Annotated in this window: 17 protein-coding genes and 1 tRNA gene; 7 read left to right on the top strand and 11 right to left on the bottom strand. The window is 30.8% G+C overall.

The window, feature by feature from the left end; all coding sequences use genetic code 11:
* Positions 1-73 precede the first annotated feature (73 nt).
* Positions 74-442 carry an MmcQ/YjbR family DNA-binding protein gene (locus J3359_RS14730; RefSeq protein ID WP_208077697.1) on the bottom strand — a complete coding sequence of 123 codons (369 nt, stop codon included), beginning with the start codon at positions 440-442 and terminating at the stop codon, positions 74-76.
* A 65-nt stretch (positions 443-507) separates the two neighbouring features.
* On the opposite strand from J3359_RS14730, the gene J3359_RS14725 reads away from it, so the two are divergent.
* Positions 508-1,488 (top strand): magnesium and cobalt transport protein CorA, encoded by a 981-nt coding sequence (locus J3359_RS14725; RefSeq protein ID WP_208077696.1) that lies wholly within the window; start codon positions 508-510, stop codon positions 1,486-1,488.
* An 81-nt stretch (positions 1,489-1,569) separates the two neighbouring features.
* Here the strand turns inward: J3359_RS14725 and J3359_RS14720 are convergent, their stop codons facing one another.
* The 4 genes from J3359_RS14720 to ruvC form a co-directional block, all read right to left on the bottom strand.
* Positions 1,570-2,319: a cyclase family protein gene (locus J3359_RS14720; protein WP_208077695.1), complete on the bottom strand. Its 750-nt coding sequence runs from the start codon at positions 2,317-2,319 to the stop codon at positions 1,570-1,572.
* A 91-nt stretch (positions 2,320-2,410) separates the two neighbouring features.
* Positions 2,411-3,553, bottom strand: coding sequence for a radical SAM family heme chaperone HemW (gene hemW / locus J3359_RS14715; RefSeq protein ID WP_208077694.1), 1,143 nt, complete (start codon positions 3,551-3,553; stop codon positions 2,411-2,413).
* Between the two features lie 35 nt (positions 3,554-3,588).
* A complete protein-coding gene (locus J3359_RS14710) occupies positions 3,589-3,954 on the bottom strand; it encodes a four helix bundle protein (RefSeq protein WP_208077692.1) in 366 nt (121 codons plus the stop codon).
* A 77-nt stretch (positions 3,955-4,031) separates the two neighbouring features.
* The gene (gene ruvC / locus J3359_RS14705; RefSeq protein WP_208077691.1) at positions 4,032-4,583 is read right to left on the bottom strand and encodes a crossover junction endodeoxyribonuclease RuvC; all 552 of its coding nucleotides are present in this window, start codon (positions 4,581-4,583) and stop codon (positions 4,032-4,034) included.
* A gap of 65 nt (positions 4,584-4,648) precedes the next feature.
* On the opposite strand from ruvC, the gene J3359_RS14700 reads away from it, so the two are divergent.
* On the top strand, positions 4,649-5,608 hold the full coding sequence (locus tag J3359_RS14700; RefSeq protein ID WP_208077690.1) for a hypothetical protein: 960 nt from the start codon (positions 4,649-4,651) through the stop codon (positions 5,606-5,608).
* Positions 5,605-6,759 (top strand): glycosyltransferase family 2 protein, encoded by a 1,155-nt coding sequence (locus J3359_RS14695; protein WP_208077688.1) that lies wholly within the window; start codon positions 5,605-5,607, stop codon positions 6,757-6,759. The genes J3359_RS14700 and J3359_RS14695 overlap by 4 nt, the downstream gene beginning before the upstream one ends.
* A 101-nt stretch (positions 6,760-6,860) precedes the next feature.
* On the opposite strand, the gene J3359_RS18465 is transcribed toward J3359_RS14695, so the two are convergent.
* The 3 genes from J3359_RS18465 to J3359_RS14685 form a co-directional block, all read right to left on the bottom strand.
* Entirely contained in the window at positions 6,861-6,992 is a 132-nt protein-coding gene (locus tag J3359_RS18465) for a hypothetical protein (protein WP_302850189.1), read from the bottom strand.
* Between the two features lie 217 nt (positions 6,993-7,209).
* Positions 7,210-7,881, bottom strand: coding sequence for a tRNA (5-methylaminomethyl-2-thiouridine)(34)-methyltransferase MnmC2 (gene mnmC2 / locus J3359_RS14690; RefSeq protein WP_208077686.1), 672 nt, complete (start codon positions 7,879-7,881; stop codon positions 7,210-7,212).
* A gap of 60 nt (positions 7,882-7,941) precedes the next feature.
* On the bottom strand, positions 7,942-8,451 hold the full coding sequence (locus J3359_RS14685; protein ID WP_208077684.1) for a DUF4920 domain-containing protein: 510 nt from the start codon (positions 8,449-8,451) through the stop codon (positions 7,942-7,944).
* Positions 8,452-8,572: 121 nt separating this feature from the next.
* On the opposite strand from J3359_RS14685, the gene J3359_RS14680 reads away from it, so the two are divergent.
* Entirely contained in the window at positions 8,573-9,631 is a 1,059-nt protein-coding gene (locus J3359_RS14680) for a branched-chain amino acid aminotransferase (RefSeq protein ID WP_208077682.1), read from the top strand.
* A gap of 229 nt (positions 9,632-9,860) precedes the next feature.
* Here the strand turns inward: J3359_RS14680 and J3359_RS14675 are convergent, their stop codons facing one another.
* The 3 genes from J3359_RS14675 to J3359_RS14665 all read right to left on the bottom strand — a co-directional run bounded on the left by J3359_RS14675 (position 9,861) and on the right by J3359_RS14665 (position 15,352).
* On the bottom strand, positions 9,861-10,340 hold the full coding sequence (locus J3359_RS14675) for a hypothetical protein (protein WP_208077680.1): 480 nt from the start codon (positions 10,338-10,340) through the stop codon (positions 9,861-9,863).
* 1 nt (position 10,341) lies between these two features.
* A complete protein-coding gene (gene dnaE, locus J3359_RS14670) occupies positions 10,342-14,679 on the bottom strand; it encodes a DNA polymerase III subunit alpha (RefSeq protein WP_208077678.1) in 4,338 nt (1,445 codons plus the stop codon).
* A 223-nt stretch (positions 14,680-14,902) separates the two neighbouring features.
* Positions 14,903-15,352: a ferritin-like domain-containing protein gene (locus tag J3359_RS14665; protein WP_208077676.1), complete on the bottom strand. Its 450-nt coding sequence runs from the start codon at positions 15,350-15,352 to the stop codon at positions 14,903-14,905.
* Positions 15,353-15,816: 464 nt separating this feature from the next.
* Here J3359_RS14665 and J3359_RS14660 point away from each other — a divergent pair, with 464 nt between their 5' ends.
* From J3359_RS14660 to J3359_RS14650, 3 genes are all read left to right on the top strand, one after another.
* Positions 15,817-16,362 (top strand): 30S ribosomal protein S16, encoded by a 546-nt coding sequence (locus tag J3359_RS14660; RefSeq protein WP_208077674.1) that lies wholly within the window; start codon positions 15,817-15,819, stop codon positions 16,360-16,362.
* Between the two features lie 18 nt (positions 16,363-16,380).
* Positions 16,381-16,905: a ribosome maturation factor RimM gene (gene rimM, locus J3359_RS14655; RefSeq protein WP_208077672.1), complete on the top strand. Its 525-nt coding sequence runs from the start codon at positions 16,381-16,383 to the stop codon at positions 16,903-16,905.
* Positions 16,906-16,907: 2 nt separating this feature from the next.
* Positions 16,908-16,994: transfer RNA gene (locus J3359_RS14650), tRNA-Ser, on the top strand.
* The last annotated feature ends 217 nt before the right edge of the window (positions 16,995-17,211 follow it).

Raw genomic sequence — 17,211 nt, 5'->3', positions numbered from 1 at the left:
AAGTTAAATAAAAAGGCTTTTTAAATGATGTAAACTTCCATTTAAAAAGCCTTTTTTCTATTTTAGAATTCTATTACAAACCCTCTAATTCTGCCTGTAACTTCTTCGTTAATCCTTTTACCACCAAATCGTAAGAATGGTTTATTAATTCTCTAACCAAATCATCTGAAACATCCGAAGAATTAAGAATTAAAGTATTCCAATGTTTCTTATTCATATGATAACCAGCTTCAATACCTTCATATTTTCCTCTTAATTCTTCTGCTTTATCTGGGTCGCATTTTAAATTTATTTTCTGCTCTCCATTTTCCCATCTGTCTAAACCTACCAAGGCAAACATTTTTCCCATCACTTTAAATACAAGGGTTACATCATCGAAAGGAAAGTGTTCTGTAACTCCTTTTTTGGCAATACAAAAATCTCTTAATTGTTCTATATGCATAAAATATTATATTTATTACAATTTAAAAAGTACCTTTATCTACCAAATTTACAACTATTATTCAAATGGAAAATGAATTTTTGAACAAGTCGTCAATCATTAATTATTCGAGTAAAAACTATGAAAAAAAGAGTACATCTTCGATTTCTGAAATAATTTTTACTAAAAATGATCAGACCACACAATGGTTAAACACCTATGGAATTACATATCAAGAAGATTTTAAAAAGGTAATTCATCAAAATAAATTAGACGATTTTTTAATAAAATTATTGAGTGATGAAGAGCACCCAAACAAAGTTATTTTATTGGATGGCTTGTTATTTTTAACCACACGTGTTTTAATTACGGAAAGCTCTAAATTTGAATCTGAACAAATGATTTTTATCGTTTCTCCTAATTATTTATGGTCTATTCAAGAAAAAGAAGGTGATTATTTTAATTGGATTCGCGAGCGTTTACAAGGTAATAAAGGAATTGTAAGAAAGAAAAAAGCAGATTATTTATTGTTTTTATTGTTAGAATCTATCATTGATAATTACCAAGATACGTATCAAGAAAATGCGGAATTAAGTTCCGATCAATTGAGTTCTGCGAATATAAAACCAACGCCTGAATTTACTTCTTTGGTCGAAAAAAGGAAGCAAGAATTATTCAATTTTAAAAAAGCAACCATTAGTTTAAAAGACACAATTGTTAAGTTAGAAAAAATAGAAATTAAAGGTTTTAACGTAAAATATTTTAGCGAATTAAAAGAACAAACGAATAATTTAATAACAAATATCGATTTTGAATTGCAAGAATTAGAAAGTAAAATAAACTTGATTTTTAGCATCCAAGGACATCGTTTAAATGAAGTAATGAAAACGTTAACTATTTTGTCTGTAATCTTTATTCCATTGACTTTTTTGGCTGGAATTTACGGAATGAATTTCGAGAACATCCCAGAATTAAAATTTAAATATGGTTATTTTATTTTATTGGGAGTGATGGTTTTAGTAACTATTGGAGCTGTTTGGTATTTTAAACGTAAGAAGTGGTTTTAAAGTTTAAGACACGAATTTTTCAAATTTCTCTAAAAAAAATAATTTGAATTTCAAAGATTTGGATGCCTAAATTATTTAAGATTACTTTAGAATTTTATACAAAACAGGTTTGCTTGGAGTTGCATCGTTTTCGAAAGGCGCAATCATTAAATTCAGTAAATATTCACCATCTTCAACCGAATTTGGCACATAAATAAACTCTGTAATTGTAGCATTCATTCTTATTTTTCCTGAAGTATTCCAAAAAGCGTTGTGAGATAGTAATTCGCCATTATCTTTTTCTTTATCTACTGAAGGCAAATCGATTAACAAATGTTTTATTCCTTTTTCTCGTAAATAAATTGCTGCTTCTTCTAATAAATAAGGTGGATTCGTATTCGAATAACGCATCGATCTTTTATCCCTTAAATTCGGAATTGTTCGAATTACAATCGCATCTCTTTTCTTATTTCCTAAAGCAGTTCTTAATTGTTTGGCAGAAATTACAAAATCTTCTCCTTTGCTTTCTGGAGCCACTGTAACAACTTCTGCCAGAAATATAAAATATTTTAAATTTTTATTTACAGAATGTACTTTTTCTGTAATATGCCCAACACATTCTGTATGTGTAATATGCGAATGTGGGTTAAAATGAATATTGTTAAAATTGATAACTGCACCTTCAGAAACTTTAGCAATATTCCCTTCGAAATCTTCTGGAAAAATTTTTGGGTCACCTATATACCAAGCATTTACATTCTCTTTAGAAACATCTATAGGTATAGAAATGTCTATAGGCTCAGAGATATTTACGACTATTTTTCTGGAATTATATTCTATGGTTGCTTTCATGTATGATATACTTTTTTCTGAGAATTACACTAACATCTCAAAGATACCTTTTTTAAAAGACGTTTAAAAAACTCTTGAAGATTTTTTAAAATTAATTTAGCATAAAAAGGTCGGATGCTATTCCATCTACTAAGAATTTTCCTTTTTTTGTAGTGGTTAATTTCTTTATTCCATTTGTAGTTTCGGTAATTTCTAACAATTCTTGTTTAATATATTTCTTAGATTGATTTTTTAAATAATTTAGATATTTTTCTCCAAAATCACTTTTTATTTTATTTAAAGAAACACCCCAAATAGTTCTTAAACCTGTCATTATATATTCGTTATAAGTATCCGTTTTAGATAAAATTTCTCTTTCAATTGGTAATTTATCTTCTTGAATCGATTTTATATATTTCGTATTATTTCTAACATTCCAACTACGTTGTTTTCCATCGAAAGAATGTGCAGAAGGTCCAATTCCTAAATAAGATTTTCCTAACCAATAAGAAGAGTTGTTTTTGCTGAAAAAATTTTCCTCACCAAAATTCGATAATTCATAATTGATAAAACCCGCTTTTTCTAATGCTGAAATTAAAATATAAAACTGTTCTTGGGCTTTCTCCTCATCTACATTTTTAATTTTTCCTTTTGCAATTAATGTTTCTAAAGCTGTTTTGGGTTCAACTGTTAATGCGTAACTAGAAATATGAGGAATGCCAAAACTTAAAGCAGTTTTTATATTTTCTCTCCACTCTTCATTGGTACAATTTGGAATTCCATAAATTAAATCGACAGAAATATTTGTAAAATACTGCGAAGCAATTTGCAAACAATTTTTAGCTTCTTCTGCATTATGAGCACGATTCATCAACTTTAAATCTTTCTCAAAAAAAGATTGAACTCCAATACTTAATCGATTAATTGGCGATTTAGAAAGTGCTACAATTTTTTCTTCAGATAAATCATCTGGGTTTGCTTCTAGAGTAATTTCTGGTGTTTCTACAACTTCGAAATTATCGTAAACAGCAGCTATTAAAAACTGAATTTCTCCCGTATTTAAAACAGAAGGAGTTCCTCCTCCAAAATAAATGGTTTCAACAATTTTATTCTCTAATTCGTCTTTTCTAATTTCGATTTCTTTTACAAGTGAAGAAATCATTTCTTCTTTCTTTTTCAAAGAAGTAGAAAAATGAAAATCGCAATAAAAACACGCTTGTTTGCAAAATGGTATGTGAATGTAGATTCCAGACATAAAATAGTTTTCAGTAGCAGTATCAGTTGGCAGAGCTATTTAACTCCAAATTTATCAGGATTATTAATCATGTAATTAATTAACTTTCCAACTTCTGAGTTTTCAGCAGATAAATTTTCAAAAGTCCCTTTATCAATATATTTACATTCTAAAGCAAACATTAGCCAAGTTAAAGTTTCCGAATTTTCAGCATCAGAATCAGTTAATTTACTTGAAAAGTGTCTTGGATACTGCCTTTTTCTATAAGCTTCAGATATATTTGCAGACACACTTCTAGAAGATCTTCTTATTTGATCTGTTAGAGAATATCTTTCTTCTTTTGGAAAAGATTTAGAAAGTTCAAAAATTTTCATCGATAAAGTAAACGATTTTTTAAATGCTAATAGGTCTATAAAACTCATAACTTATATTTTATTAAAATTGTTAACCCAAACTGCTACTGCTACTGCTACTGCTACTGCTACTGAAAACTAAAAATTTATTTAATTTTTGTAGGATTCTGCTTCACAAAACTTGCCCAACCCGTATAATTTTTCCCTCCAACAACGCGTCCTGAATTGTAAAAATGACAAACTGCAGCTGCCAAACCATCTGTTGCATCAAGGTTTTTTGGTAAGGTTTTTAAGTTTAATAGCGATTTTAACATCAAAGCCACTTGCTCTTTACTGGCACTCCCATTTCCAGTAATCGCCATTTTAATTTTCTTTGGCAAATATTCTGTAATTGGAATTTCTCTCGACAAACCTGCTGCCATTGCAACTCCTTGTGCTCTACCCAACTTTAACATACTTTGCACATTTTTCCCAAAAAAAGGTGCTTCAATGGCGATTTCGTCAGGATTATAAGTATCTATTAATTCGGTTGTTCGCTCGAAAATTAATTTTAATTTTAAATAATGGTCGGTATATTTTGTTAGAATTAATTCGTTCATTTGAATAAATTCCATTTTTTTACCGACAACTTTTATCAAACCAAACCCCATAACTGTAGTTCCTGGGTCTATTCCTAAAATTATTTTTTCTATGGCCACAATCGTAGATTGTTTTTTATGTATATCGTCTTTTATACTAACGATTATTTATTACTTTGCACAAAATGTACAACTCGCTTTCTTACAAATCTAAACAATTCTTTTGGTTGATAATAAAACTATCTATTGTAATTGGCTGTGGGTATTTTATTCAGCAAAGATTAACTTCAAATAATAAGTTGCAATTTTCTGCTTTTTATCAAAATTTAATTAAAAACGATATTTTTTCTATTAAAAACAGCATTTTTTTATTCATTTTTACATTTTTAAACTGGTTTTTAGAAATTACAAAATGGGAAATATTGGCTTCTTTTTGTGTAAAAACAAGTAAGAAAAATGCGACAATACAAAGTTTAGCTTCGCTAACAACTTCTTTAATTACACCAAACAGAATTGGAGAATATGGCGCAAAAGCACTCTATTTTAATAAATCGTTGAGAAAACAAGTCGTTGGTTTAAATATCATTGGTAATTTTTATCAAATGATAATTACGCTTTTTTTAGGAGTTATTGGTTTTTTGTATTTTGTGTACAAGCACAATATTTCTATTGATTACAGTAAAATTTCACGATTTGTATGGATCGTATTTTTGGTGATTTTAGTGCTTATTTTTGGTATAAATTATTTTAAGTCTAAAAATAATTTTGTTGAAAAAGTAAAAACTTTTATTGATAGAATTCCATTAAAATTAAATCTTAAAGTAGGTTTTATTTCTTTGTTACGTTTTCTGGTTTTTTCGCATCAGTTTTATTTTGTGTTGCTACTTTTTAAGGTTGATATTTCTTATTTGGATGCAATTTCTGCGATTACTACTGTTTATTTTATCAGTTCTATGGTGCCAATGTTATCGCTTTTTGATTTTGTTTTAAAAGGAACAGTTGCAATTTGGGTGTTTTCGTTTTTTACGATTGAACCATTTGTAATTTTATCAGCTACAACAATCATGTGGGTTTTTAATTTTGTGTTGCCAGCGATTATTGGAAGTTATTTTGTGTTGACTTTTAAACCTAACTTTGTTAAATGATTTGGTGTACTATTTTCATATTAATTTTATACGCAATTTTAATTATTGCATTGGCTTTGGGTTTTACCAAAGTTGATGAATTTAAGTACGAAAATTTACAATCAAAAACTACCTTTTCTGTAATTATTCCTTTTAGAAATGAAGCTGAAAATTTGCAAGATTTATTACAATCTATTTCTCTATTAAATTACCCAAAAGAATTGGTGGAATTTATTTTTGTAGATGATGCTTCTTCGGATAATTCTGTAGAAATTATTAATGATTTTATTTTTTGTAAGGTCGAGCGCAGTCGAGACCTAAAACCTCTCGACTGCGCTCGAGGAGACATTTTAGTTCTCAATAATGTAAGAACTTCAAATTCCCCAAAAAAAGATGCGATTACTACTGCAATTTCAATCGCTAAAAACAAATGGATTCTTACTACAGATGCAGATTGTATTTTACCAGAAAATTGGTTAAAAACGTTTGATGATTTTATTCAAACCAACAACCCAAAAATGGTGGTTGCTCCTGTAAATTATTTAGCTAAAAATAGGTTTTTAGAACAGTTTCAATTGTTAGATTTTATGAGTTTGCAAGGAACCACAATTGGTGGTTTTGGAATTAATTTTCCTTTTATGTGTAATGGTGCAAATTTGGGATATAAAAAAGAAGAATTCTTAAAACTAAATGGTTTTAAAGGAAACAATACTATTGCAAGTGGAGACGATATTTTTCTGTTTGAAAAATTTTTAGAAAGTGATAAAAAATCTGTCCGATTTTTAAAATCCGAAGAAGCTTTTGTCACAACTTTTCCTGTAAAAACTTGGAAAGACTTGCTAAATCAAAGAATTCGTTGGGCATCTAAAACGAGTAGATTTAAAGATTATAAAGTAAAATTGATTGGTTTATTGGTATTTTTAGCAAACTTGATTGTTATTTTCAGTTTCTTTTATTTTGATGATTTTCTGTTTGTATTTCTTCCAATAACTGTAAAATTAATTATTGATTTGTATTTATTTATACCAACAATCAATTTTTACAATCACAAGAAAACATTCTACAAATGGTATTTATTTTGTAGTTTTTTCTATCCATTTTTTAGTGTATTTATTGTTTTTAATGCTGTATTTTCTAAATATAAATGGAAAGGGAGACAGTTTAAGAAGTAAAGAATTTACCAAACAGGTTTAGCCCTGATTGAAACGACATCCTTTTTTCTTTTTCAGAAAAAAGATATAGTGGAAAGCAGGAAATAGCTCCAAAAAAAAAATTAAAACAAAGCTTCCATTATAGCTTCTGCTTTAAACCAAAGTAGTAAAGCAATAGCTAATAAAACAACTAAAAAAAGACCTTTTTTGGGTTTCGTCTCTTTTTTTCTGCCAAATTTTCTTTCGAACTTCATTTTTTGTGTTTTTTTTTAATTTAAAACGTAAATTTAATAAAACTTCTTGATATTATTTTTTGAAAAGGTATAAAGATTTTTTTTACGATTCCTAAAAATTATTATTATACCAAATAATTACATAGAAAATATAGCTTTCTGTTGTTTAAACAAATTAATAAATATTGTGCAAATTACCACTGAATACTGAGACTGAATACTGCCTACTGAGTACTGCCTACTGAGGAGTACTACCAACTTTCTTAATCGCTCTTAGCATTTCTCTTTTTCCTGGAGGTCCAGGCAAACGTTCTACAGTAAAACCAACTGCTTGCATGGCTCTTCTTACGCTTCCTTTTCCGGAATAGGTTACTAGAATTCCATTTTCTTTTAGTGAAGTAAACATTTTAGCGAAGATTTCTTCTGTCCATAATTGTGGTTGTACTCTTGCTCCAAAAGCATCGAAATAAATTAAATTAAAAGCATTTACATCTGTAATATCTTCGAAAAATTGTTTCCTTTTTGTGAGTGAGAAATTATTGGTAATTGGGTGTTTTTCTTCCCAAGAAACTTCGTGCATTTTATTAAAAATCGCATCTTCTTCTTTGACATCTAAAACCGAAATAAAATTCATTTTTTCGATTTCTTCAGAAGTTACAGGATACGCTTCTACTCCAACATAATCAATCGGTTTTTTTGCTTCTAAATAGGTAATAAAAGCATTTAAACCTGTACCAAAACCAATTTCTAAAATGGAAACTTTATCTAAAGAAACTTGCTTTAAGCCACTTTCGATAAAAACGTGGTAGGTTTCGTTAATCGAGCCATTTTTAGAATGGTATTGCTCATTCCAATCTGGTAAATGTATGGTTGTAGAACCATCTGAAGTAATTAATATTTCTCTTTTCAAGACTAAATTTTATAGGTGTTTTTTTTTAGGTTTCTCCCATCGTCGAAATCACATTTAAAGCTATTCTGTTTTTAGCAAAACACCATTGGCTTCAAAAGCAAATTCTCTTTTTGGTTGAGTAATTTTTGCAATCTCTTCTTTACTTTTTCCTGCATCTTCTGCATAATGTTGCAATTCTTCTACAGGTGTAACTTTTACAAATGCTTTTCCTTCTAAAATTACTTCTTTCCCTTGCGAATCTATAGGCATAAAAAATCCGTAATCTTTAAAACGAACCATTGTTTCTGTTTCTTTACCTAAAGGCAACTTCATCCAACATCCTTTTTTAGAACAAACTTCTTTAATTTCTGAAGTAAACTTTACATTAATAGTGTCTCCAACATTCATGTTTTCGAATTTCGCTAACATTTGGTCTTTTGTTAACGCATCTTTTTCTGAAATTTTATCTCCAAAAGTTGCATACTCTATCTCTTTATTTGTCTTCTCTACTTCTTTATTTTCTTTCTTCCCGTCTTTACAAGCTGTAAAAAACAACAATACGATTGCACAAAATTTAACGATTCTCTTCATAATTTGCATATTTAATAATATTATCGCAAATGTACATAATTTTAGTGCAAAACTCATATTTTTATGTTCTTTCAGATGAATAAATTATGTACATTTGTGGTGAATTTTAATCAACTTAATTATGAGTTCTAACATAGAAATCAAACATATAAAAAAGTCTAAAATAGATAGTGTAGACTTTAATAACTTACCTTTTGGTAGCGTTTTTTCGGATCATATGCTTGTTTGTGATTTTAAAGATGGAAAATGGCAAACACCAGTTATAGAGCCTTTTGCTCCAATTTCTTTAAATCCGTCTGCGAAAATTTTTCATTATGGACAATCGATTTTCGAAGGAATGAAAGCTTACAAAGATGCAGAAGGAAACACCTTATTATTTAGACCTTTAGACAATTGTAAACGTTTAAATAAATCTGCAGAACGTTTGGTAATTCCACAAATTCCTGAAGACGTTTTTATGGATGGTTTAAAAGCATTATTAAAAGTAGATGAAGCTTGGATTCCTACAAACGACGGAAGTTCTTTATACATTCGTCCGTTTATGTTTGCTACTGGAAACGGTTTTCACGCATCACCTGCAAATGAGTATAAATTATTAATTTGCACTGCACCTTCTGGAGCTTATTTTGCTGGAAAAGTAAAGGTTTTAATTGAAGAAAAATACGCACGTGCTGCAAATGGTGGAGTTGGTTATGCAAAAGCGGGTGGAAATTATGCTGCGCAATTTTACCCAACACAATTAGCCATTGAAAAAGGGTACAATCAAGTAATTTGGACGGACGATAATACACATGAGTATATTGAAGAAGCTGGTGCCATGAATATTTTCATTAGAATTAACGATACTCTAATTACAAGTCCTACAAGTGATCGTATTTTAGACGGAATTACACGTAAAAGTGTTATTCAAATTGCAGAAGACATGAATATTAATGTTGAAGTGCGTAAAATTTCGGTTTCTGAAGTTATTACAGCTGCACAATCTGGAAATTTAAAAGAAATGTTTGGAGCTGGAACTGCGGCTGTGATTTCGCCAATTGCAGGTTTTGGTTACCAAGGAACAGATTACGATTTACCTGAATTAGAAACTCCTTTTGCTGGAACTTTAAAGAAAGCAATTACAGATATTCAAACAAACAAAGCTAAAGATCCTTATGGTTGGAGGGTTGTTGTGAAATAAATATTCCGTTTACAGTAGCTATTTTTAATTGTTTATTTTCAAAAATACATAATTCACAAAAGCATCAACACAAGTTGATGCTTTTAACCCATTGTAAATATGTTTTCAAATAGAGCTAGCTTTTGCTAAACTGTATTTAATAAGCAAAGCCACCTATGTTTAATTTATTTATGACATACAGCTAAAGCTTTATGCAAGTGAAAAAATTGAGCTGATAAAAAAACTTCTTTTATTGAATTAAAAACCACCCATGACTTCCTGCAACAGCTCCAAAAATGGTTATTAAACTAATTATTAACAAAATCCAATGTGCTTTGTGAAGAATATTAAAGGTTTTACCAGGGTTTTTAATGGCGTATTTTTTGAAGAGTTTGTGCAGAAATAAAGGTTCTAAAATATATAAAACCAATGTAAAAATAATCCAAACAATGCTCATTGCATGAATCCACCAAAAACGATAATCTAAATAACGTTCCCATGCATTTAATGCATACATCATATAAAACCCCGAAATTGCCGTAATTAAAGTGGTTATTTTTGCTTGTAATGCAAATTTTCCTTCGATGTTTTCAAAAGTAGTTAGTTTGTCTTGCTTAGATTTCATTTTTTTAACTGCAGGAATAATTACAGTGGTAACCATTGCTACACCTCCAATCCAAAGAACAACTGCGAGTACATGAACGACTCTTGCAAAGGTTATCGAATTCATTTTAATTCAGTTTAAATTGAATTTGCTGGCTCTCTAAAGTAGCCAACAATTCATTCGTAATATGAATTTTTGTATTTCTACTTGGCAAACTTACTTCTAACTTTTCTTTTTCGTCCCAAACTGTAAAATTTAAATTTTGTTTTCCTGGCGAATTTTTTAAAATAGATTCTAAATTTAAAATGGTGTCTTCTTTAATTTCGTTTAAAGGAAGTTGAATCGTTACTTTTTTACAGAGTTCGTCCATAATGTCGTGCAACAATTTCATTTCTGTAAATTTTAATCTTGGTTCTCCAGTTACGCCCTCTTTATTCGTCCAACCTGGTTGAATGGTACAACGTACAAACAAGAAAGAATTGGGCACTAAAAAGTGTTTCATTCTTAAATAATCTTCGCCAAATATTCTAAATTCATGACTATCGCCATAATCTTCCATCGTAAACATTGCCCAGCCTTTACCGGCTTTAGAAACTCTGTGTTGCACATCTGTAATAATTGCAGCAAAAGCCAAGTTCATATTTACAAATTTCGCCAAATCTGCTTTAAAATATTTTAAGGAAGCGTTGCAGAATTTTAATTCATTTTTAAAATCATCTAAAGGATGTGCAGAAATGTAAATTCCGATGACTTCTTTTTCTTGAGATAATAATTCCATAGTTCCCCAAGTTTCACATTGTGGAATATCTGGTTCTGGAAATTGCACAGTAGAAGCTTCGCCAAACATAGAAACTTGTGCAGAATTTTCGTTTTCTTGAAATTTACTTCCGAATTTCATAGCACGTTCTAAGAAGGTAATTCCTTTTTCGTCTTTTGCAAAATATTGTGCTCTGTGTGTATTTGTAAAAGAATCAAAAGCACCTGCTTTTACCAAACTATCGAACGATTTTTTATTGGCAGCTCTTAAATCTACACGTTTCGCCAAATCGAAAATGGAGGTATAATTTCCGTTTTCTTCTCGTTCTTTAATAATTGCTCTTACTGCAGCAGCACCAACACCTTTTACAGCAGCCATTCCAAAACGAACAGCACCTTCTTTATTTACGGAAAACTTTAAGAAAGATTCATTTAAATCTGGACCTAAAACTTGGAGTCCCATTCGTTTACATTCTTCCATAAAAAACGAAACGGCTTTAATGTCTTTCATGTTATTAGAAAGTACAGAAGCCATATATTCTGCAGGATAATGTGCCTTTAAATACGCAGTTTGGTAAGCAATCCAAGCATAACAAGTAGAGTGCGATTTGTTAAATGCATAACTTGCAAATGCTTCCCAATCTTTCCAAATTTTTTCTAATTTTTTTGCATCATGTCCATTTGCAGCAGCTTGTTCTATAAATTTTGGTTTCATTTTATCTAAAACCGCAATTTGCTTTTTACCCATTGCTTTACGTAAAACATCGGCTTCACCTTTGGTAAAATTTGCCAGCTTTTGTGAAAGTAACATTACTTGCTCTTGGTATACTGTAATTCCATACGTTTCTGCCAAATATTCTTCCATGGCAGGTAAATCGTACTCAATATCTTCTGTTCCGTGTTTTCTATTAATAAAAGACGGAATATATTCCATGGGTCCAGGTCTGTACAATGCATTCATGGCAATTAAATCTGCAAAAACCGTTGGTTTTAAAGAACGCATGTGTTTTTGCATTCCTGGAGATTCATATTGAAAAATACCTACAGTTTCTCCTCTTTGGAATAATTCATACGTTTTTTCATCATCTAAAGGAAACGTTTCTGGGTCTAATTCTACACCATGTTTTGCTTTTACAATTTTAACGGTGTCTTTAATTAAAGTAAGCGTTTTTAAACCTAAAAAGTCCATTTTTAGCAAACCTGCAGATTCCACTACAGAGTTATCAAATTGGGTAACATACATGTCTGAATCCTTTGCTAAAGCTACAGGAACATAATTGGTAATATCTCCAGGTGTAATAATTACACCACAGGCGTGAATTCCTGTATTTCTAACTGAACCTTCTAAAATTGTGGCTTTATTTATCGTTTCAGAAACCAAATCGTTTCCAAAAGACATGTGTCTTAATTCTTCTACAAGCTGTTTTTCTTCAGCACGTAAACCCTCTACTTTTCCTTTACTTTTGGCATCATCGCCAAAGATATTTTTTAGTTTAATTCCTGGAATTAATTTTGCAATTCTATCGGCTTCAAAAAGTGGTAAATCTAAAACTCTGGCAGTATCTCTAATGGACGATTTTGCTGCCATGGTTCCATAGGTGATAATTTGAGCCACTTGATTTGCACCATATTTATCAATTACATAATCCATTACTCTGCTTCGGCCTTCATCATCAAAATCTATATCGATATCTGGCATAGAAACACGTTCAGGATTTAAGAAACGCTCAAAAAGTAAATCGTATTGAATGGGGTCGATATTTGTAATCCAAAGACAATAGGCAACCACAGAACCAGCTGCAGAACCACGTCCAGGCCCTACTGCAACATCCATATTTCTGGCTTCTCGAATAAAATCTTCTACAATTAAGAAATAACCAGGGTATCCTGTTTTTTCAATTACGGAAAGTTCAAAATCTAAACGTTCTTTAATAGATTCTGTAATTTCTCCATATCGTTTTTTTGCACCTTCGTACGTTAAATGACGTAAGAATTTATTTTCCCCACGTTTTCCTCCGTCTTTTTTATCTTCTTCTGAAACAAATTCTTCAGGAATATCGAAAGCAGGTAATAAAACGTCTCTAGCCAATGTAAATATTTCTACTTTATCTACAATTTCTTGAATGTTAATAATCGCCTCAGGTAAATCTGCAAATAAGGTTTTCATTTCATCCGAAGATTTAAAATAATATTCCTCATTTGGCAAACCATATCTGTAACCACGTCCTTTTCCTTTAGGAGTCGCTTGTTTTTCGCCGTCTTTTACACACAGTAAAATATCGTGTGCATTGGCATCTTTTTTCTCTAAATAAAAGGTGTTATTTGTCGCTACAATTTTAACATCGTGCGCTTTAGAAAATTTTAATAAAGTTTCATTTACAATGTTTTCATCTTGTTGATTGTGGCGCATTACTTCGATATACAAATCGTCTTGAAATTGTTCTTTCCACCAAAGTAACGCTTCTTCTGCTTGTTTTTCTCCGAGATTTAGAATTTTACTTGGAACCTCTCCATATAAATTTCCCGTTAAAACAATAATATCTTCCTTATATTTTTTAATAATTTCTTTATCAATTCTAGGAACATAATAGAAACCATCGACAAATGCGATGGAAGACATTTTCGCTAAATTATGATACCCTTTTTTGTTTTTCGCCAATAAAACAACTTGATAACCATTGTCTTTTACAGATTTATTTTTATGATCTTCACAAACATTAAATTCGCACCCAATAATTGGTTTTATGGGGTTTTCTGCATTTTTATTATGATTTAAAATCGCACTTACAAAATGAAAAGATGCCATCATGTTTGCAGTATCTGTCATTGCAATGGCTGGCATATTGTCTTTGGTAGCTGCTTTTACAATATTGCCAATTTGCATGGTAGATTGTAACACAGAAAATTGCGTGTGATTGTGCAAATGTGCAAATTTTACATCTTTTAATTCCGCCAAACCAGCAGAAGTCGATTTTGTATCTGCAGTATCTTTTAATTTCTCAAGACGTTGGCGAATTTGTTCGCTTTCTTTTTTAAGGTTGATGTGTTTTAAACCAATAACCTGAATAGGTTTTGGGTTTGCTTCCGAGAAATTTTTGAAGTAATCTTCATCTACATCTAACTCTTCTTTGGTGAATTCTCGTAAACGAATCAATTCTAAAAAACAACGTGTTGTTGCTTCAACATCGGCACTCGCATTGTGCGCTTCACCAAAACCAACACCAAATAAATGATTGTGCAATTCTGTTAAAGTTGGTAGTTTGAATTTTCCTCCTCGACCACCAGGAATTTGACATAGTAGTGCCGTTTTTTCGGTACAAGTATCTAAAACTGGAAGGGAAGTCAGGTTATTTTCAACTCCTAGTCTATGAAATTCACAGCCCATAATATTAATATCGAACCGTAAATTTTGTCCGACAATAAATTTTGTTTTACCTAAAGCTTCATTAAATAAACGTAAACCTTCGTCTAAATCGATTCCTTTTTCTTCGGCTAATTCTGTAGAAATTCCGTGAATTCTTTCGGCATCGTAAGGTATATTATAGCCTTCTGGTTTTACTAAGAAATCGTTATGTTCTAATACATTTCCCATTTCGTCGTGTAATTGCCAAGCAATTTGCACACACCTTGGCCAGTTGTCTGTATCCGTTATTGGAGCGTTCCAACTTTTAGGTAAACCTGTGGTTTCTGTATCGAAAATTAAGTACATATTGTTGTTTAAGTGTGTAATTTGTATTTGTTGAAATGTTTAATCGAGCTGTGAAAACAATTTTTTACGACTGTTTTTTGGAAGTTTAAAAATACAAAAACATAAGAGATTTAAAACTGTTAATTTATGTGTACTTATCAACAACAAAAAAAGCCAACCCAATTAAGGGTTGACTTTTAATAAAATTAGTTTTTAACTAATTTGTACTAAAATAGTTTTTAAATTACGATACTAAGTGCTCTTCTAATTTTAAAGAATTAATAGCAGCCTGAATTTGTTGTCGTTGGTTTTCCAACATTTTTCTTGTTGATGGTGCAAAAGCTTCTTCCTTTAACATTTCGTCATACTCGTCTAAACTCGCTTTTTCTCCTCTTAATGCTTCCTCTAAAATTGCTTCTTCGTCGTTAGAACTAAATAAAGATTTTAAAGACATCCAATTTCTGTGCATTGTTCCTTTAAAAGAACCATCGTCTTCTGGAATTTGTCCGTAAGACAAAATTTCCGTTCTTAATTCTTTTGCGAATATACTTCTTTCTGAAGCCCTATTTTTAAAGAAAATTTTTAATTTAGAACTGTCTACATTTTCAGCAGAATTCAAATATCCTTTTTCTGCATCGTAGTTTTTTTCTAATAATTCGTTTAATTTATTCGAAATTTTTTCTGTGTACTTCATAATATCATTCTCATTTTAAATTCCAATAATTTATTTTGAGATGCGTATTGTTTCACATCTTATCTTAGCACAAAGATAAATTATATTTAAGGTTTCGTTTAGTGCAAAAGATTTGATTCTTGACTCATTTGAATTTAAGTTTTTTTTAAGAGCTTTCATTAAGATTAAGTGAGTGCGTTAGGGACAAAACCTTTCGACTGCGCTTAAGACAGGCTTTTTGTTTGAACTCTTTTTTGCTAAAATTATTCTGTGTTTTCTCAAAAATTGATTGTTCTTTGAATTAGCAGATACTTAAGTAAATACAGTAAAAAAAAACGAGTAGTGATAGCCCGTTAAAACACCCAAAAAAATGTTGAAAATTAGGGTTTTAATTTCAAAAGGTTTTTGTATTTTTGCGCCCACTTACTACGAGATGGTAAGATTTTTAATAATCGAGGTCGAGAACCTCAAAAAATTAACAAATTATGTCTGTAAAAATCAGATTACAAAGACACGGAAAAAAGGGGAAACCATTCTATTGGATAGTTGCTGCTGATGCTCGTGCAAAAAGAGATGGTAAATATCTTGAAAAAATTGGTACTTACAATCCAAACATTAACCCAGCAGTTATCGATTTAGATGTAGATAAAGCTGTACAATGGTTACAAAATGGTGCACAACCAACAGATACTGCAAAAAACATTTTATCTTACAAAGGTGCAATGTTAAAGAACCATTTAGCTGGTGGTGTAAGAAAAGGAGCTTTAACTCAAGAACAAGCTGATGCAAAATTTACTGCTTGGGTAGAAGAAAAAGCTGCCAAAATTGCTGACAAAGAAGCTGGTTTATCTAAAGCAGAATCTGAAGCAAAGGCAAAAGCTTTAGCTGCTGAAAAAGCAGTAAACGAAGCAAGAATCGAAGCAGCAAAACCAGTTGTGGAAGAAGTTGCTGAGCCAGTTGCAGAAACTGAAGTTGCTGAAGAAGCGGCTCCAGAATCTATTGACGACGCACAAGCAAAAGCAACAGAATAATTATAATTTCTGCGAATTATGCGTAAAGAAGATTGTTTTTATTTAGGCAGAATCGTAACAAAATATAGTTTTAAGGGTGAAGTTGTTATCAAATTAGATACAGACGAGCCTGAGTTGTACACAGAAATGGAATCAGTTTACGTCGAATTCGGCGCAAATTTGGTTCCATTTTTTATTGAAAAAAGTTCGCTTCATAAAGGAAATCAGTTACGTGTTCAGTTTGAAGATGTATATTCTGAAGCAGCAGCAGATGCTATTTTAAAAAGTAATGTGTATTTGCCTGCTACTATGTTACCAGAACTTACTGGAGATAAATTTTATTTCCATGAAGTTATCGGTTTTACAGTTATTGATGCTAATTTTGGCGAAGTTGGGCAAATTGTTCATATTAACGACAAAGCTGCACAACCACTTTTTGAAATCGATAGAGAAGGAAATGAAATTTTTATTCCAATGGTAGACGATTTTATTAAAAAAGTCGACAGAGAAAATAAAACAATAGAGGTTGAAACTCCAGATGGATTAATAGAACTTTATTTGTAAAAAGAGAGGTGTCTGAGTGGTCGAAAGAGCTACCCTGGAAAGGTAGTATATGGGTAACTGTATCGAGGGTTCGAATCCCTTCCTCTCTGCAAAAAGAATGTTAAATTCAATAAAACCTTATAAACATTATGTTTGTAGGTTTTTTGCGTTTATAATATATCAACTAAAATCATTAAGAAATTGATGTATAAGATGCGTGTTTGGTGTCTGTTTTTTTTAGCTCTACAACTAACACTAAGTTAAAGTTGTTGATAATCAATTTGTTACGAATATTTTTAATTTTCGTATATTATATGCTATAATAGT

Source organism: Polaribacter cellanae, from assembly GCF_017569185.1.
Classification (GTDB): domain Bacteria; phylum Bacteroidota; class Bacteroidia; order Flavobacteriales; family Flavobacteriaceae; genus Polaribacter; species Polaribacter cellanae.
The sequence above is the reverse complement of the archived record's forward strand: the minus strand, read 5'-3'. Positions and strand labels throughout refer to the sequence as shown.

Excerpts from the sequence above, each read along its gene's own strand:
- J3359_RS14730 (WP_208077697.1), bottom strand. The coding sequence starts at position 442 with ATGCATATAGAACAATTAAGAGATTTTTGTATTGCCAAAAAAGGAGTT.
- J3359_RS14725 (WP_208077696.1), top strand. The coding sequence starts at position 508 with ATGGAAAATGAATTTTTGAACAAGTCGTCAATCATTAATTATTCGAGT.
- J3359_RS14720 (WP_208077695.1), bottom strand. The coding sequence starts at position 2,319 with ATGAAAGCAACCATAGAATATAATTCCAGAAAAATAGTCGTAAATATC.
- hemW (WP_208077694.1), bottom strand. The coding sequence starts at position 3,553 with ATGTCTGGAATCTACATTCACATACCATTTTGCAAACAAGCGTGTTTT.
- J3359_RS14710 (WP_208077692.1), bottom strand. The coding sequence starts at position 3,954 with ATGAGTTTTATAGACCTATTAGCATTTAAAAAATCGTTTACTTTATCG.
- J3359_RS14700 (WP_208077690.1), top strand. The coding sequence starts at position 4,649 with ATGTACAACTCGCTTTCTTACAAATCTAAACAATTCTTTTGGTTGATA.
- J3359_RS14695 (WP_208077688.1), top strand. The coding sequence starts at position 5,605 with ATGATTTGGTGTACTATTTTCATATTAATTTTATACGCAATTTTAATT.
- J3359_RS18465 (WP_302850189.1), bottom strand. The coding sequence starts at position 6,992 with ATGAAGTTCGAAAGAAAATTTGGCAGAAAAAAAGAGACGAAACCCAAA.
- J3359_RS14685 (WP_208077684.1), bottom strand. The coding sequence starts at position 8,451 with ATGAAGAGAATCGTTAAATTTTGTGCAATCGTATTGTTGTTTTTTACA.
- J3359_RS14680 (WP_208077682.1), top strand. The coding sequence starts at position 8,573 with ATGAGTTCTAACATAGAAATCAAACATATAAAAAAGTCTAAAATAGAT.
- J3359_RS14675 (WP_208077680.1), bottom strand. The coding sequence starts at position 10,340 with ATGAATTCGATAACCTTTGCAAGAGTCGTTCATGTACTCGCAGTTGTT.
- dnaE (WP_208077678.1), bottom strand. The coding sequence starts at position 14,679 with ATGTACTTAATTTTCGATACAGAAACCACAGGTTTACCTAAAAGTTGG.
- J3359_RS14665 (WP_208077676.1), bottom strand. The coding sequence starts at position 15,352 with ATGAAGTACACAGAAAAAATTTCGAATAAATTAAACGAATTATTAGAA.
- J3359_RS14660 (WP_208077674.1), top strand. The coding sequence starts at position 15,817 with ATGTCTGTAAAAATCAGATTACAAAGACACGGAAAAAAGGGGAAACCA.
- rimM (WP_208077672.1), top strand. The coding sequence starts at position 16,381 with ATGCGTAAAGAAGATTGTTTTTATTTAGGCAGAATCGTAACAAAATAT.